This window comes from Pseudomonas sp. JUb52 (assembly GCF_004341115.1).
GTDB classification, from domain to species: Bacteria; Pseudomonadota; Gammaproteobacteria; order Pseudomonadales; family Pseudomonadaceae; genus Chryseomonas; species Chryseomonas oryzihabitans.
On sequence record NZ_SLYS01000012.1, the window covers coordinates 96173 to 112275 of the forward strand.

The 16103-nt window shown below is 64.0% G+C and carries 17 protein-coding genes; 3 read left to right on the plus strand and 14 right to left on the minus strand.

Features of this window, described 5'->3' with window-relative positions; all coding sequences use genetic code 11:
* Positions 1-2 precede the first annotated feature (2 nt).
* From EC839_RS18990 to EC839_RS19020, 7 genes are all read right to left on the minus strand, one after another.
* Complete coding sequence (locus EC839_RS18990) at positions 3-620, minus strand: FKBP-type peptidyl-prolyl cis-trans isomerase (protein ID WP_132833015.1); 618 nt, start codon at positions 618-620, stop codon at positions 3-5.
* A 42-nt stretch (positions 621-662) separates the two neighbouring features.
* Complete coding sequence (locus EC839_RS18995) at positions 663-818, minus strand: DUF2256 domain-containing protein (protein ID WP_081737463.1); 156 nt, start codon at positions 816-818, stop codon at positions 663-665.
* Positions 815-2365 carry a cryptochrome/photolyase family protein gene (locus EC839_RS19000; protein ID WP_132833016.1) on the minus strand — a complete coding sequence of 517 codons (1551 nt, stop codon included), beginning with the start codon at positions 2363-2365 and terminating at the stop codon, positions 815-817. The genes EC839_RS18995 and EC839_RS19000 overlap by 4 nt, the downstream gene beginning before the upstream one ends.
* Positions 2362-2667, minus strand: a complete 306-nt coding sequence (locus tag EC839_RS19005; RefSeq protein ID WP_132833017.1) for a DUF6482 family protein — start codon at positions 2665-2667, stop codon at positions 2362-2364. Before EC839_RS19005 ends, EC839_RS19000 begins: the two co-directional genes overlap by 4 nt.
* 147 nt (positions 2668-2814) lie before the next feature.
* On the minus strand, positions 2815-3303 hold the full coding sequence (locus EC839_RS19010) for a TIGR00645 family protein (RefSeq protein WP_017640865.1): 489 nt from the start codon (positions 3301-3303) through the stop codon (positions 2815-2817).
* An 80-nt stretch (positions 3304-3383) separates the two neighbouring features.
* Positions 3384-3725: a hypothetical protein gene (locus EC839_RS19015; RefSeq protein ID WP_007160783.1), complete on the minus strand. Its 342-nt coding sequence runs from the start codon at positions 3723-3725 to the stop codon at positions 3384-3386.
* 161 nt (positions 3726-3886) lie between these two features.
* A complete protein-coding gene (locus tag EC839_RS19020; protein WP_027600169.1) occupies positions 3887-6331 on the minus strand; it encodes a Lon protease family protein in 2445 nt (814 codons plus the stop codon).
* Between the two features lie 227 nt (positions 6332-6558).
* Here EC839_RS19020 and EC839_RS19025 point away from each other — a divergent pair, with 227 nt between their 5' ends.
* The 3 genes from EC839_RS19025 to EC839_RS19035 all read left to right on the plus strand — a co-directional run bounded on the left by EC839_RS19025 (position 6559) and on the right by EC839_RS19035 (position 8372).
* Positions 6559-6903 carry a hypothetical protein gene (locus EC839_RS19025; protein WP_058791116.1) on the plus strand — a complete coding sequence of 115 codons (345 nt, stop codon included), beginning with the start codon at positions 6559-6561 and terminating at the stop codon, positions 6901-6903.
* Between the two features lie 69 nt (positions 6904-6972).
* Positions 6973-7836: an EamA family transporter gene (locus tag EC839_RS19030; protein WP_007160780.1), complete on the plus strand. Its 864-nt coding sequence runs from the start codon at positions 6973-6975 to the stop codon at positions 7834-7836.
* 41 nt (positions 7837-7877) lie between these two features.
* Positions 7878-8372 carry a gluconokinase gene (locus EC839_RS19035; protein ID WP_007160779.1) on the plus strand — a complete coding sequence of 165 codons (495 nt, stop codon included), beginning with the start codon at positions 7878-7880 and terminating at the stop codon, positions 8370-8372.
* Between the two features lie 17 nt (positions 8373-8389).
* Here EC839_RS19035 and EC839_RS19040 read toward each other — a convergent pair whose 3' ends face one another.
* The 7 genes from EC839_RS19040 to EC839_RS19070 form a co-directional block, all read right to left on the minus strand.
* The gene (locus tag EC839_RS19040) at positions 8390-9184 is read right to left on the minus strand and encodes a thymidylate synthase (protein ID WP_007160778.1); all 795 of its coding nucleotides are present in this window, start codon (positions 9182-9184) and stop codon (positions 8390-8392) included.
* Between the two features lie 125 nt (positions 9185-9309).
* The gene (locus EC839_RS19045) at positions 9310-10206 is read right to left on the minus strand and encodes an ABC transporter permease subunit (protein WP_007160777.1); all 897 of its coding nucleotides are present in this window, start codon (positions 10204-10206) and stop codon (positions 9310-9312) included.
* Complete coding sequence (locus tag EC839_RS19050; protein ID WP_037006730.1) at positions 10203-11111, minus strand: ABC transporter permease subunit; 909 nt, start codon at positions 11109-11111, stop codon at positions 10203-10205. Before EC839_RS19050 ends, EC839_RS19045 begins: the two co-directional genes overlap by 4 nt.
* On the minus strand, positions 11108-12262 hold the full coding sequence (potA, locus tag EC839_RS19055) for a polyamine ABC transporter ATP-binding protein (protein WP_007160775.1): 1155 nt from the start codon (positions 12260-12262) through the stop codon (positions 11108-11110). Before potA ends, EC839_RS19050 begins: the two co-directional genes overlap by 4 nt.
* 54 nt (positions 12263-12316) lie before the next feature.
* Entirely contained in the window at positions 12317-13375 is a 1059-nt protein-coding gene (locus EC839_RS19060) for a polyamine ABC transporter substrate-binding protein (RefSeq protein ID WP_177416771.1), read from the minus strand.
* A gap of 149 nt (positions 13376-13524) precedes the next feature.
* Positions 13525-14622 (minus strand): polyamine ABC transporter substrate-binding protein, encoded by a 1098-nt coding sequence (locus EC839_RS19065; protein WP_007160773.1) that lies wholly within the window; start codon positions 14620-14622, stop codon positions 13525-13527.
* Positions 14623-14727: 105 nt separating this feature from the next.
* Positions 14728-16086, minus strand: coding sequence for an aspartate aminotransferase family protein (locus tag EC839_RS19070; RefSeq protein ID WP_007160772.1), 1359 nt, complete (start codon positions 16084-16086; stop codon positions 14728-14730).
* Positions 16087-16103: the final 17 nt, after the last annotated feature.

Sequence of the window (16103 nt, forward strand, 5' to 3'; positions counted from 1 at the left end):
CGTTAGAGGACGTCGAGCAGCTCGACGTCGAACACCAGCACGCTGTGCGGCGGGATGCCGCCAACGCCCTGGGCGCCATAGGCCAGTTCGCTGGGCACGTGCAGGCGCCACTTGCTGCCGGCAGGCATCAGTTGCAGGGCTTCGGTCCAGCCGGCGATCACGCCGCCCACCGGAAACTCGGCCGGCTGGCCGCGCTGGTAGGAGCTGTCGAACACGCTGCCGTCGATGAGGGTGCCGTGGTAGTGGGTGCGCACCTGGTCTTCACGGGTCGGCGTGGCGCCCTCCCCCTGGGTGAGCACCTCGTATTGCAGACCGGACGGCAGCACCACGACGCCAGGGCGCTCGGCATTGGCCTTGAGGTAGTCGACGCCTTCGTGAGCCGCCGCAGCGGCCTTGGCCTGGGCTTCCGCCTGCATACGCTCGCGGATGACGCGGAAGCTGGCATTCAGCGACTCGACGTCCACCCGGGAATCCTGGCCGTCGAAGGCCTCGGTCAGGCCGGCGAGCACGGCCGCCAGCTGCATACCGGGAACCGGGTTCTGACGCAGCTGATCGCCCAGCTGGCGGCCGATGCCGTAGCTGACGCGGGCTTCGTCGGTGTCGAGCAGGATGTCGTTCATAGCAGCCTTTCCATCGTGAAAAAAGGAGCCGAGCCTAGCACATCAGGGTCCCGGCTCGCCGCCGAGGCTGCCGCGCTGCCGGCGACAGCGCTCGGAGCAGTAGCGCACCTCGTCCCAATTGCGCTCCCATTTCTTGCGCCATGCGAAGGGCCGCTGGCAGACCGGACAGACCTTGGTGGGCAGATCGCCCTTCTTCATAGGGATTCTCCCGCGTCGAGACGCGCCAGCAGGGCTTCGCCACGCTGCCAGAGGGCCTGCTGGCGCTCCGGGGCCTGGCGATCGAGATTGCGATAGAGATCGAGCATGCGCGGATAGTGGGCGAAACGCTCGCGATGGCGGATCAGGAAGTGCCAGTAGAGGGCATTGAAGGGACAGGCCCTGTCGCCCAGCGCTTCCGTGACCTGATAGTGACAGCCCTTGCAGTAGTCGGACTGACGACGGATGTACTGGCCACTGGCGCAATAGGGCTTGCTCGCCAGATAGCCGCCGTCGGCATGCATCACCATGGCCTGGGTATTGGGCAGCTCGACCCACTCGAAGGCATCCAGGTAGACCGCCAGATACCACTCGCCGATGGCCTGGGGCATGATGCCGGCCAGCAGGGCGAAGTTGCCGGTGACCATCAAGCGCTGGATATGGTGCGCATAGCCCAGCGCCAGGGTCTGGCCGATGGCTTCGCGCATACAGGCCATGGCGGTCGTCCCGGTCCAGTAGAACTCCGGCAGCGCCCGGGTATTGCCCAGTGCATTGAGCTCACGGTATTCGGGCATGCGCAGCCAATAGACGCCATGCACGTACTCCCGCCAACCGATCAGCTGACGCAGGAAGCCCTCGGCACTGTTGAGCGGCACCCTGCCCTCGCGATAGGCGGCGTCCACGTCGGCGCAGAGCTGACGCAGGTCCAGCAGCCCGATATTGAGCGCCGCACTGATCCGGGCATGATGCAGATAGGGCTCGCCACGGGCCATGGCGTCCTGATAGCTGCCGAAGTCGCGCAAGCCTGTGCCCAGGAAGTGCTGCCAGAGGCGCTCGGCATCCGCCCGGGTCACCGGATAGTCGAAGCCCTCCAGCCGGCCATAGTGGTGGGCGAAGCGCTGCCCGACCAGTTCGAGCACGTCCCGGGTACAGGCATCAGGCGGACAGCTGAAGGACTCGGGAACAGGATGGTCTTTAGGCAGCGCCTTGCGATTGTCCTTGTCCAGATTCCAGACGCCACCGCAAGGCTCGTCTGGTCCCGCCATCAGCCAGCCGTGTCGCCTGCGCATGCCGCGGTAGAAGGCCTCCATGCGCAGCTCGGTGCGCGACCCGGCCCAGCGGGCAAAGGCGGCGCGACTGCAGAGAAATCTGTCATCGCCGTGCCAGTGCACGGGTATCGCCAGGTCCAGCGCGCGCAGCGCCTGTTCCAGTCGCCACTCGCCGGCCTCGGTCAGCTGAATCTCGCGTGCACCCGTCGCCTCTGCCCAGAACGCGATCTCGGCCGGCAGCGAGCCCTGGTTGTCGGGGTCGTCCAGGGTGCGGTACAGAACCCGGAAGCCGCGCGCGCGCATCTCGCTGGCGAAGTGGCGCATGGCGCTGAAGATCAAGGCGATCTTGCGCGGATGATGAGGGACGTAGCTGGCTTCGCTCATCACCTCGGCGAGCAGCAGCACGTCCTGCGCGGGATCGGCGTCGCGCAGGGAGGCCAGGCGGGGCGAAAGCTGGTCGCCGAAGACCGGCAGCAGGCGCCGGACGGCGCCTTCGCTCAAGTGGCGTTCCGGTAGTTCAGCGGGATCTTCAGGGGTTCGGCCGAGCGTGGCGCCATGCCGACCATCTCGTCGTAGGCACTGTGCTGGATGAGAAAGCACGGCAGTGCCGGCAGATCGGCCAGCAGGCGGCGGGCCTGGGCAGCCGAGCCCAGCCGGTAGAAGTGCCCGTCCCGTCCGGTCAGGCGCGTGCGACCGCTCTGGGTGAGCACCTCGAGCACATAGAAACCGCCCTCGATGGAAAGCAGATTGAGTTCACGAACCTCACCGGCCTGGGCGCGCTGGGTCAATTCCGGCAATTGCATGGAAACCTCCGGGTCGAGATCGACACCAGGGATGGCGTCGATCGGCAGCTGTGAGCATTCGACAACCTAGGACAAGCAAGCGCAGCGGCGCAATCCACAAAGCGTAAGCGAAAGCTGCCGGCGGCGGACCAATGGCCGCCCGGCCCGTCAATGCTTGGTCAAGCGATCCAGATAGCCCATGGCGAAGGCCGAGACCACGAACACCAGATGGATGATCACGTACCACTTGAGGTACTCGGGATTGGTGTTCTGGGCATCCATGAAGATGCGCAGCAGGTGAATCGAGGAGATGGCGACGATGGACGCGGCCACCTTGTTCTTCAGCGAGCCCGAATCCATCTTGCCCAGCCAGCTGAGCTTTTCCGAGCCTTCGTCGATGTCCAGCTGGGACACGAAATTCTCGTAGCCGGAAATCATCACCATGACCAGCAGGCCACCTACCAGCGCCATGTCGATCAGCGACAGCACCAGGAGGATCAGCTCGGCCTCGGTGGATTCGAAGATGTGCGGCAGGACGTGGAAGACTTCCTGAAAGAACTTGAGCGCCAGCAGGACCAGGGCCAGGGACAGACCCAGATAGATGGGCGCCAGCAGCCAGCGGGAGGCGTAAAGGGCTTTTTCGATCAGACGTTCCATGCACACTCGCTCGGATTACCAGGGCCGGGCGAGTATACCGGGGCGGTGCAGGCGGACCAATGCGGCAGGTTGTACCTGACTCAGGCGTCGGGGCCGACCTGGAAACGCACCTGCTGATGGGCACGCTCGCCATTCATCTTGCGCAGCTCACTCTGCATGTGCAGGCGCCAGATCTGGGTTTCTTCGACCTGGATATAGCCCTGCTCGACCAAGTTCTCGGCAATGGCGGTCATTACGCCTTCGGCCGCCTTGGGACCGTGGAAAGGTCCCTGGGCCTTGATGGCGGTGGGCTGCTGACCGTTCAAGCCGGCGGCGCACAACAGGGTCCAGAGGCCCTGTTCCTGACCGAGCGGCTTGATTTCGCATTCGATACGGGTGACGAGGCCCAGGCAGGGACGGATCAGGGTAATGGTGCGGGACATGGCGTCATCCTCTCGAAGCGCTCAATGCTCGCCGGTCCTAGGCCAGAGGTATCCACAAAGGCTGTGGACAACCCTGTTGGTCAACAGGGGGCAAGCGGGTCTGGGCGCCGTGCTACTTGGGCTGCGGCGCCTTGTACAAAATCCGACCTGCCCCCTGGACCTCAGTTCTCCGCCGCTTGGTTGTTTTTCCCTTTTGCCTTGGAGTTATCACTGAGTTTGTCGGCCAGTTCATCTTCCAGCTCGAGCTCGGCGATTTCCTTGAGACGCTGTACCACACGCGCATTGACGCTGCCGTCGGGGAAGCGACCCTTGGCATCCGGCGCCCCGGCAGGCTCGCCCACCAGCAGCGACAGGGCCTCGTCCGCCTGACGTACGGCATAGACATGGAACAGCCCCGCGCGGACCGCTTCCAGCACGGTTTCGTCGAGCATCAGGTTGGTGACGTTGGCGCGCGGAATGATCACCCCCTGCTCGCCGGTCAGGCCGCGGGCCTGGCAGAGGCGGAAGAAGCCTTCGATCTTCTCGTTCACGCCACCGACCGGCTGCACCTCGCCGAACTGGTTGATGGAGCCGGTGATGGCGAAGCACTGCTTGAGCGGGGTGCGCGAAAGGGCCGAGATCAGGGTGCAGGCTTCGCCGAGGGAGGCGCTGTCGCCATCGACATAGCCATAGGACTGCTCCAGGGCAATGCTGGCCGAGATCGACAGCGGGAATTCCTGGGCATAGCGACTGCCCAGGTAGCCGGTCAGGATCATCACCCCCTTGGAGTGGATCGGCTGACCCAGGCTGACTTCGCGCTCGATGTCGAGGATGCCGCTGGCGCCCGGGTAGACGGTGGCCGAGATGCGCGCCGGCATGCCGAAGGCGGAGTCGGCGACCTCCAGTACGGTGAGACCGTTGCACTTGCCCACCGCCGCGCCCTGGGTGTCGATGAGGATGAGCCCGGTGAGCATGTCGTCCAGCACCCGGGCGCAGACGCGACCGGTGCGGGTCTCCTTGGCCTTGAGCGCGCGCTCGACGTGGCCCTTGTCGGTCCGCTCATCGCCGGCCAGGTGGCGGATGAAGTCGGCTTCGCTGACCAGTTGGAACAGATCGCCGATACGCGCCGACAGCCGTCCCTGGTGTTCGGCCAGGCGGGCGCTGTAGGTGGCCAGGCGGGCCACGGCCGCCGAGGTCAGGGGCGCCATGCCCTCTTCCGAGGTGCGCGTCTTGAGCAGCTGGGCGAACTGCTCCAGGCTCTCGTCGCGCAGCGGCAGTTCTTCATCGAAGTCCACCAGTACCCGGAACATCTCCTGGAAGTCCGAATCCAGCTCCTGCAGGGTGTAGTAGATGTTGCGCGAGCCGATGATGATGACCTTGAGCTGCAGCGGAATCTGCTGCGGCGCCAGACTCATGGCCGTGAGACGCCCCAGCTCGGCCAGCGGCGATTCCATCTTCAGCTGACGCGAATGCAGGGCGCGCTTGAGCGCATCCCAGACGAAGGGCTCGGTCAGCAGCTTGTCCGCCTCGACGATGAGGAAGCCGCCGTTGGCGCGGTGCAGGGCACCCGGGCGCAGCTGGCGATAATTGGTGTAAAGCGCGCCCTGATCGGACTGGTACTCGATGCGCCCGAAGAGGTTGTCGTAGGTCGGGTGGGACTCGAACACCACCGGCGCACCGCCGGTGACGTGGTGGCCGATGATCAGATTGGGCTCGTACTGTTCGCGCAATTCCTTGCGCCGCTGCATGTCGGGCTTGGCGTCGTCGGCCAGTTGCTCGACCACCGTCTTGAGCAGATCCACCTGCATGGCCTGCAGGTAGGCGCAGACCCCGGGATTGTCGTTGTACTTCTCCGACAGCGGCGCCAGCAGCGGCTGCAGGGCCTGGATGATGGTGTCTTCATTCAGGGCACGCAGCTGGTTGCTCGATTCGCGCCGCCACTGCGGCAGGCTGGCCAGCTCTTCGTTGAGGCGCTCTTCCAGGCTGGAGATGTCGGCGTGGAAACGCTCGCGCTCGGCCTCGGGCAGCTGGGCGAAGTCGGCCTCGTCCAGCGCCTTGCCCTCCTTCATCGGGGTGAAGGCGACATTGTTGGCGTCGCGATAGAGGGCGATCTCCTTTTCCAGGGCGAGCTTTTCCACCACGTCCAAGGCTTGGTCATAGCGCTGGTTGAAGGCGCGCTCGATGGCGCTCTTCTTCTGCTGGAACGCCGGGTGCTCGAACACCGCCGGAAAGGTCGCCAGCAGGTTGTCGATGAAATGGGCCATGTCGGCCACGAAGGCCTCGCCTTCACCAGGCGGCAACTCCAGAGCGCCCGGTGCGCGGGGCTCTTCGAAGTGATTCAGGTAGACCCAGTCGTTGGGCGTCGGCTGGCGCTTGGCTTCGGCCTTGAGATAGCGCTGGACGAAGGAAAAGCGACCGGTGCCCGGCTCGCCCATGACAAAGACGTTGTAGCCGGGCCGCGGCATGGCCACCCCGAACTGCAGGGCTTCCACCGCGCGCTCCTGACCGAGGATGCCACGGAAGGGTTCGAGCTGATCGGTATCGGCAAAGGAGAATTGTTCGGGAGCGAAGGGGCGGGTCAGCTCATCAGGAGCGAGCCGGAGACCGGCCGCGACGGGATCGTGCATCGTAAGTCCTTGTCAGGCATGCAAGCAGTGTCCGCATTCTGCGACCGGGATGACAGCCGAAGCAAGGCAAGCGGCGCTCCCCTGCCCATTTAAGCGCAGCGGTGCGTGAGGCTAGCGCAACGTCTGTCGGTATTTTTCGGCTCCAGCGTTTTTTGACGAAATTCTCACCAGACGCCTACTAAGCTTTCTACATGGGGATCAGTCGTAGGATCCCGTGAGGAGGTCCCATGGCTGGCTCTCGTCGTTTCATTCCGCTGTTCTTCCTGCTGTCCGCACTCGCGGCCTGCACCAGCTATCACGACCAGTTGATCGCCAAGGGCTATCCACCGGCCTATGCCGATGGCTTCAGCGACGGCTGCCAGACCGGCAAGCAGGCGGTCAACGGCATAGGTTACGAGCACAAGGACGCTCGCCGCTTCGCCGCGGAAAAGCCCTATCAGCAGGGCTGGGACGCGGGCTATACGCAATGCGTGCAGGTAGCCCAGCGCGAAGAGCAGCAGCGGTTCCTGGACCAGGTCCGGGAAAACCGCGAAGGCGCCGAGCAACTGCACCTGCGCTCCAAAACACGTTGAGGTCGTAGCCAACCTTGCGGCGCGGATAGGATGACCTATGCTGGCGGGCCCGCTTGTCGAGCCCTGCCGATGTCTGCCCGTTCGCCACTGTTCGCCGTTGCCCTGCTGCTGGTCGCCATGACCTCGATCCAGACCAGCGCCAGCCTGGCCAAGACCCTGTTCCTGCGCCTGGACCCGGTGGGTGTCACCACCCTGCGGCTGATCTTCGCCGCGCTGGTCCTGCTGCTCGTGCTGCGCCCCTGGCGCAACTTTCGCCGGGAGGCGCTGGGCAGTCTGCTTGGCTATGGCGTCGCCATGGGCGTGATGAACCTGACCATCTACCTGGCCATGCAGCGGTTGCCGATCGGTATCGCCGTCGGCCTGGAATTCGTGGGCCCCCTGGTGGTGGCGCTGTGCGCCCTGCGCCGCTGGCTGGACCTGCTGTGGATCGTGCTGGTGGTGGCCGGCCTGGCGGTACTCCTGCCCTTCGGCCATAACGCCTCGGCGCTGGATCCGCTAGGCACCGCCCTGGCCCTGGGCGCCGGCGCCTGCTGGGCGCTGTACATCGTGCTGGGCAAGCGCGCTGGCGCGGTTCACGGTACCGGCACGGTGGCTTTCGGCGCGACCATCGCCGCCCTGGTCGTCCTGCCCATCGGCATCGCCCATAGCGGCAGCAATCTCTTGCAACCGGAAATCTGGCCGCTGGCACTGGCCCTGGCGCTGATGTCCACGGCCATTCCCTACGCCCTGGAGATGGTGGTCCTGACCCGCCTGCCGGCGTCCACCTTCGGCACCCTGATGAGCCTGGAACCCGCGCTGGGTGCCCTCTCCGGCTGGGTATTCCTCGGCGAGATCTTGGGCATCTCCCAGTGGTTCGCCTTGGCCTGCATCATCGCCGCGTCCATCGGCGCTACCTGGAGCAGCCGCCTGACCCCGGAGCAAACGCCGCTCTAGGGACTCTATAGCGAGGCGAATCCTCACGCGGAGTACCGACGATGATCTATCTGATAATGGGCGTCTCGGGCAGTGGCAAGACCACCCTGGGCGAACTCCTGGCCAGCCGGCTGGGTTGTCGTTTCGACGATGCCGACACCTTTCACAGCCAGGCCAACAAGGACAAGATGGCCAAGGGCATCGCCCTCACCGACGAGGATCGCTGGCCCTGGCTGGATGCCATCCACGACGCCATGCAGCAGGCGCAAGCCAAGGGCACCACCCGGGTGTTCGCCTGCTCGGCGTTGAAAAAGATCTATCGCGACCGCCTGCTGAGCGGCCTGAAAGGCGTCCGGCTGCTGTTTCTCAAGGGCTCGCCGGAGCTCCTGGCCGAGCGCATCGGCAGCCGCCGTGGGCACTTCTTCGATCCCAAGCTCTTGCAGAGCCAGCTCGATACCCTGGAGGCGCCCGATCACCTGGAAGCCCAGGTGCTGGACGTGCGCAAATCGCCCGAGCAGCTGGTGGACGAGGTGCTGGAGCCTGGCCACAGCGCCTGAGCGCTGCGGCCAGCGCCTCAGACCGCGACGGGTGCCTTGATGTGCGGGTGGGCCTGATAGCCTTCCAGTTCGAAATCCTCGAAGCGGAAGGCGAACAGGTCCGTGACTGCCGGATTGAGCTTCATGGTCGGCAGCGGCAGCGGCTCGCGGGTCAGCTGCAGGTCGGTCTGTTCCAGGTGATTGGCATACAGATGACAATCACCGCCGGTCCAGATGAATTCGCCCGGCTGCAGCCCGGTGACCTGGGCCACCATCAGGGTCAGCAGCGCATAGCTGGCGATGTTGAAGGGCACGCCGAGGAAGATGTCGGCGGAACGCTGATACAGCTGGCAGCTCAGGCGACCATTGGCGACATAGAACTGGAACAGCGCATGGCACGGCGGCAGCGCCATCTCGTCCACCAGGGCCGGATTCCAGGCCGAGACGATCAGGCGGCGCGAGTCGGGGTTGGCGCGGATCATGTCCACCACCCCGGCGATCTGGTCGATATGGCGACCATCGGGTGCCGGCCAACTGCGCCACTGGTAGCCGTAGACCGGACCCAGCTCGCCATTCTCGTCGGCCCATTCGTCCCAGATGGACACGCCGTGGTCCTTCAAATAGCGGATATTCGTATCGCCCTGCAGAAACCACAGCAGTTCGTGGATGATGGAGCGCAGATGGCACTTCTTGGTGGTGACCAGGGGAAAACCCTCGGCCAGATCGAATCTCATCTGGTAACCGAAGACGCTGTAGGTCCCGGTGCCGGTGCGGTCGCTCTTGAAGGTGCCGTGTTCGCGCACGTGGCGCATCAGGTCGAGGTACTGTTTCATGGCGAGAGCGCTACCTGGCAAAAGGCAAATGGTACCAAATCGCGCCCCGTTACAGCGGTCGCGCTTGTCGCAGCCCCAATCGAGGCACAAAAAAAGCGGCCCGAAGGCCGCCTTTTCCAGGACACCTAGCTATTGGCTGGCGGCGCCGTGAGGGTCGCCGTTTCGCGCTCGCGCTGGGTGATCTCCGAGGCCGTGGCATCCATGGCTTCCTGTAGACCCTGCAGCCGTTTCTTCTCGGCGCGGCGGGTGAAGTACCAGGCGAAGAAGGTGAACAGCGAGACCGCCAAGAGGATCAGGCTGGCGATGGCGTTGATCTCCGGCTTCACGCCCAGGCGCACCGCGGAGAACACCTCCATCGGTAGGGTGGTCGAGCCGGGGCCCGAAACGAAGCTCGCCAGCACCAGGTCATCCAGCGACAGGGCGAAGGACATCATGCCGCCCGCCGCCAGCGACGGCGCGATCATGGGAATGGTGATCAGTAGGAACACCTTCCACGGCCGGGCGCCCAGGTCCATGGCCGCCTCTTCGATGGACAGATCCAACTCGCGCAGGCGCGAGGAGACCACTACCGCCACATAGGAGGCGCAGAAGCTGGTGTGGGCGATCCAGATAGTGGTCACTCCGCGATCCTGCGGCCAGCCGATCAGCTGGGCCATGGAGACGAACAGCAGCAGCAGCGACAGACCGGTGATCACCTCGGGCATCACCAGCGGCGCCGTGACCATGCCACCGAAGATAGTGCGGCCACGGAAGCGCGGGATGCGGGTCAGTACGAAGGCTGCCAGGGTGCCGAGGATCACCGAGGAGATGGCCGTGTAGAAGGCGATCTCCAGGGAGCGGAACACCGCACTCATCAGCTGGCTGTTGTCCAGCAGACCGACGTACCACTTCACCGACCAGCCGCCCCAGACGGTCACCAGGCGCGACTCGTTGAAGGAGTAGATGACCAGGATGACCATCGGCAGGTAGATGAACAGCAGTCCGAGCACCAGCATCAGGTTGGTGAACTTGAGGCCTCTCATAGCTTGCCCTCCAGTTCCTTGGCTTGGTTTCTGTTGAACAGCACGATGGGCACGATGAGGATCAGCAGCATCACCACCGCCAGGGCGGAGGCCACCGGCCAGTCACGGTTGTTGAAGAATTCCTGCCAGAGCACGCGGCCGATCATCAGGGTCTCAGGGCCACCCAGCAACTCGGGAATGACGAACTCGCCCACCGCCGGAATGAACACCAGCATGCAGCCGGCGATGATGCCGTTCTTGGACAGCGGCACGGTGATCTTCCAGAAGCTGGTGAAGCGGCTGGCACCCAGGTCGCCGGCGGCTTCCAGCAGGGTCAGGTCATGCTTCACCAGGTTGGCGAACAGCGGCAGAATCATGAACGGCAGATAGGAATAGACGATCCCCAGATACACCGCGAAGTTGGTGTTGAGCATCTGCAGCGGACTGCTGATGATCCCCAGGTTCATCAGGAAGCTGTTGATCAGGCCGTTGGTGGACAGCAGCCCCATCCAGGCATAGACGCGGATGAGAATGGCGGTCCAGGTCGGCATCATGATCAGCAGCAGCAGGACCGTCTGCTTCTCGCGACTGGCCCGGGCGATGGCATAGGCCATAGGGTAGCCGATCAGCAGGCAGATCAGGGTGCTGATGCCGGCCATCTTCAGCGAGCCGAGATAGGCATCCAGATACAGCGGATCGTCGGCGAACATCAGGTAGTTGCCGAAGTTGAGCGCGATATCCAGTTGCTGATCGGCGTAGCTGAACAGCTCGGTATAGGGCGGGATGGCCACGTCCGCCAGCGAGAAGCTGATCTTGAGCACGATCAGGAACGGCAGCAGGAAGAACAGGAACAGCCAGACGAAGGGCACGCCGATGGTCAGGCGGCGGCCATCGAGCAGGCGCTTGAGCAAGGGAGGTCTGGTCATGCTTGCAGTACCACGCCGCTGTCGTCTTCCCAGTACACCACCACGGCGTCATCCCAGGTGGGTCGCTTGCCGAGGCGTTCGGCGTTGGCGATGAAGCACTGGACCAGATGGCCGGAAGCCAGGCGCACGTAGTACACCGAGTGCCCGCCCAGGTAGGCGATGTCCTGCACGGTACCACTGCACCAGTTGTAATCGGGATGCTCGTGATCCGCCGGCAGGCTCGTGCCCATCAGCAGTTTTTCGGGACGCAGGGCGAAGGTTACCTGCTTTTCCTGAGCCCGAGTACTGATGCCGTGACCGATGTAAATCGGTCGCTCCAGTTGCGGACTCTGGATGATGGCGTGGTCGGCGCCGTCGTCGGTCAGCTCGCCGTCGAAGACGTTGACGCTGCCGATGAACTCGCAGACCAGCCGGCTCGCCGGGGTCTCGTAGATGTCCATGGGGCTGCCCACCTGGGCGATCCAGCCCAGGTGCATGATGGCGATGCGCTCGGCCATGGTCATGGCCTCTTCCTGATCGTGGGTCACCATCACGCAGGTCACCCCCACGCGCTCGATGATCTCCACCAGTTCCAGCTGCATCTGCGAGCGCAGCTTCTTGTCCAGGGCGCCCATGGGCTCATCGAGCAGCAGCAGCTTGGGTCGCTTGGCCAGGGAGCGCGCCAGGGCCACCCGCTGGCGCTGGCCACCGGAGAGCTGGTGCGGCTTGCGCTTGGCGTACTGGGTCATGTGCACCAGCTTGAGCATCTCGGCCACGCGGGCATCGATCTCGGCCTTGGGCAGCTTGTCCTGCTTGAGACCAAAGGCGATGTTCTGCTCCACGCTCATGTGCGGGAACAGCGCATAGGACTGGAACATCATGTTGATCGGCCGCTCGTAGGGCGGCATGTCGGTGATGTCCACGCCATCGAGGAAGATGCGCCCCTCGCTGGGCCGTTCGAAACCGGCCAGCATGCGCAGCAGGGTCGACTTGCCCGAACCCGAGCCGCCGAGCAGGGCAAAGATCTCGCCCTTGTTGATGGTCAGGGAGACGTCGTCGACAGCGACGGTTTCGTCGAACTTCTTGGTGACCCGGTCGATCTTGACCAGGACTTCCTTGGCTTTCTTGTCGCCGGTGGCGGCTTTCTTGAAGGCACTGGTGGCGGTCGCCATGTACATCTCCCCAGGAAAATCGGGGACCGGCCGGGCCGGTCCGCTTAGCGTTGGTTATTTGCCGGACTTGACCCGCGTCCAGCTGCGGGTTTCCAGGCGCAGGAGTTGCGGAGGCAGCTCCTTCATGACGTACAGCTTGTCCATCACCGCCTGTGGCGGATAGACGGTCTCGTCCTGCCGCAGCTCGGCACTCATCAGCTCGCCCGCCTTGGGATTGGGGTTGGCGTAGCCGACATAGTCACTGACCTTGGCGATGACCTCGGGCTGCAGCAGATAGTTGATGAAGGCATGGGCCTCCTTCACGTTCTTGGCATCCTTGGGGATGGCCAGGAGGTCGAACCAGAGGTTCGCGCCCTCCTTGGGAATCGCGTAGCCGATGTTGACGCCCTTCTTCGCTTCCTCGGCACGCGAGCGCGCCTGAAAGACATCGCCGGAGTAGCCGAAGGCCACGCAGATGTTGCCGTTGGCGAGGTCCGAGATGTACTTGGAGGAATGGAAATAGGTGATGTACGGCCGCACCTTGAGCAGCTGTGCCTCGGCCTTCTTGTAGTCGTCAGGGTTGGTGCTGTTGGGATCGAGTCCCAGGTATTGCAGTACCGCCGGATAGACCTCATCGGGCGAATCCATGAAGGACACGCCGCACTTGCTTAGCTTCTTGAGGTTCTCAGGTTCGAACAGGATGGCCCAGGAATCGAGCTTGTCGGTTCCCAGCGCGGCCTTGACCTTGTCGACATTGTACCCGATGCCGTTGGTGCCCCACAGGTAGGGAACGCCATATTGATTGCCCGGATCGCTCTTTTCCAGCTGCTTGAGCAACGCCGGGTCGAGATTCTGCCAGTTCGGCAGCTGGCTCTTGTCCAGTTTCTGGAAGGCGCCCGCCTTGATCTGCTTGGCCAGGAAGTTGCTCGAGGGCACCACCACGTCGTAGCCGGTATGGCCGGCCAGCAGTTTGCCTTCGAGGGTTTCGTTGGAATCGAAGACGTCATAGACCGGGGTGATGCCGGTTGCCTTCTGGAAATCCTCCAGCGTGGTCTCGCCGACGTAATCGCTCCAGTTGTAGACGCGGACCGTCGATTCGGCGACGGCGGTTCCCATGACGGTCAGGGTGGTCATGGCCAGCAGGGTTTTACGCAACGAAAGCACGGGCGGCTCCTTTCATGGTGGGTATCGGCGGCGACACCCTTTCGGCGGTCCATACAGACGTACGGCACGCCGGAGTGACTCCGGCGTGCCGTCCTTTCAGCCGCACACGGCGGCAGAACTCACTTGCCGGACTTGATGGTGGTCCAGGTACGGGTCATCAGACGCTGGGTCTTGGCCGGAAGATCCGGGAAGGCGTACAGCTTGGCCATGGTTTCCTGGGTCGGATAGATCCCCGGGTTGGTGCGGATCTCTTCGGCCACCAGCGGGGTCGCCGCCTTGTTGCCGTTGGGATACTGCACGTAGTCGCTGACCGCCGCGATCACCTTGGGCTCCATGATGTAGTTGATGAACTTGAGCGCCCCTTCGGGGTTCTCGGCATCCTTGGGAATGGCCATGGTGTCGAAGAAGGTGCCAGCGCCTTCCTTGGGAATGTTGTAAGCCACGGTCACGCCGTTCTTGGCGTCGGCCGCGCGGGCCTTGGCCTGGGCGATGTCGCCGGAATAGCCGACCGCCACGCAGACGTTGCCGTTGGCCAGGTCCGAGATGTACTTGGAGCTGTGGAAATAGGTGATGTAAGGACGCACCTTGAGGAACAGGTCCTCGGCCGCCTTGATCTCCTTGGGATCCTGGCTATCCGGCTTGTAGCCGAGGTAGTGCAGACCGGCGGGAATGATCTCGGTGGGCGAATCCAGCACCGCCACGCCGCAGCCCTTGAGCTTGGAGAGGTTCTCGGGCTTGAAGATCAGGTCCCAGGAATCCACCGGGGCATTGTCGCCAAGGGCAGCCTTGACCTTGGCCGGGTTGTAGCCGATGCCGATAGTGCCCCACAGGTAGGGGATGGCGTACTGGTTGCCCGGATCGCTGACTTCCAGGGTCTTCATCAGCTGCGGATCCAGGTTGCTGTAGTTGGGCAACTTGGACTTGTCCAGCGGCTGGTAGACGCCGGCCTTGATCTGCTTGGCCAGGAAGGAGTTGGACGGCACCACCACGTCGTAGCCGGAACGACCGGCCAGCAGCTTGGCCTCGAGGGTCTCGTTGCTGTCGTAGACGTCATAGACCACCTTGATCCCCGACTCCTTCTCGAAGTTGGCGATGGTGTCTTCGGCAATGTAGTCGTTCCAGTTGTAGACGTGCAGGACCTTGGGGTCCGCCGAGGCGTTACCGGCAAAGAGGCCGGCCAGGCTCAGCGCTAGAAGAGTCTTGCCAAAAACATTCATGCGGTGGTGCTCCTCAAGTCATCGTTGGTCTTTTGATTCGGTGCGCGGCCAGCGCCCGCGCGCAGTCTGGCAAGGTCCGCCGCCGCGCTCAAGCCTTGCCGGCCATTAGCCACGCTGGCGCAGCACCTCATGTGTCTGATCGAGGCTCAAGCGCGCCAGGGTGACCAGCTCGTCGATGGACTCGGGCGTGATCACCAGCGGCGGCGCGATGATCATGGTATCGCCCACCGCGCGCATCACCAGGCCATTGCGGAAGCAGTGCTCACGACAGAGCATGCCCGCCCCACCCTCGTAGCGGGTCCGCGTCTTCTTGTCGCGCACCAGCTCCAGTGCCGCCACCATGCCGACGCCACGGGTCTCGCCCACCAGCGGGTGGTCGGCCAGCTCCGCCCAGCGTTTCTGCAGATAGGGTGCCGTGGTGCTGCGAACCCGGTCGACGATGCCTTCGTCGCGCAGGATGCGGATGTTTTCCAGGGCCACGGCGGCCGCCACCGGATGCCCGGAATAGGTGAAGCCGTGATAGAACTCCCCGCCCTCGTCAAGCACCCTGACCACCTCGTCACGCACCACCACACCGCCCATGGGCACGTAGCCGGAGGTGAGCCCCTTGGCGATGGGCATGAGGTCCGGAGCATTGCCATAGTACTGGCTGCCGAACCATTCTCCGGTACGACCGAAGCCGCAGATGACCTCGTCGGCGATGAAGAGGATGTCGTACTTGTCGAGGATCTGGCGCACCCGCGGCCAGTAGCTTTCCGGCGGCACGATCACTCCGCCGGCGCCCTGGATGGGCTCGGCGATAAAGGCGGCTACCCGTTCCTCTCCTACCTCGAGGATCTTCCGCTCCAGCTGATCGGCCGCCCAAATGCCGAATTCCTCCGGACTCATCTCGCCGCCTTCACCAAACCAGTAGGGCTGCGGGATGTGCACGATGTCGGGCAGCAGGCCGCCCTGCTCGTGCATCGCCGCCATGCCGCCCAGGCTCGCCCCGGCCATGGTCGAACCGTGGTAACCGTTCCAGCGGCCGATGACCACGCGCTTCTCCGGCTGGCCCTTGATCGCCCAGTAATGGCGTACCAGGCGCAGCACGGTGTCGTTGGCCTCCGAACCGGAACCGGTAAAGAACACGTGGTTCATGCCCTCCGGCGCTAGCTCGGCGATGGCCTTGGCCAGCTCCAGCGCCGGCGGGTGGGCGGTCTGGAAGAACAGGTTGTAGTAGGGCAACTCGCGCATCTGGCGGCTGGCCGCCTCGACCAGCTCTTCCCGGCCGTAGCCGACGTTGACGCACCAGAGCCCGGCCATGCCGTCGAGGATGCGCTGACCCTCGCTGTCCCAGAGGTGGACGCCGGAGGCCTTGGTGATGATGCGCGCGCCCTTTTCGTTGAGCTGGCGATAGTCGGTGAAGGGCGCCAGCAGATGCCGGCGACTCAGGTCCTGCCAATGGGCGGTGGTAAAGGTATTCACGAAGCCTCTCCTCGGAT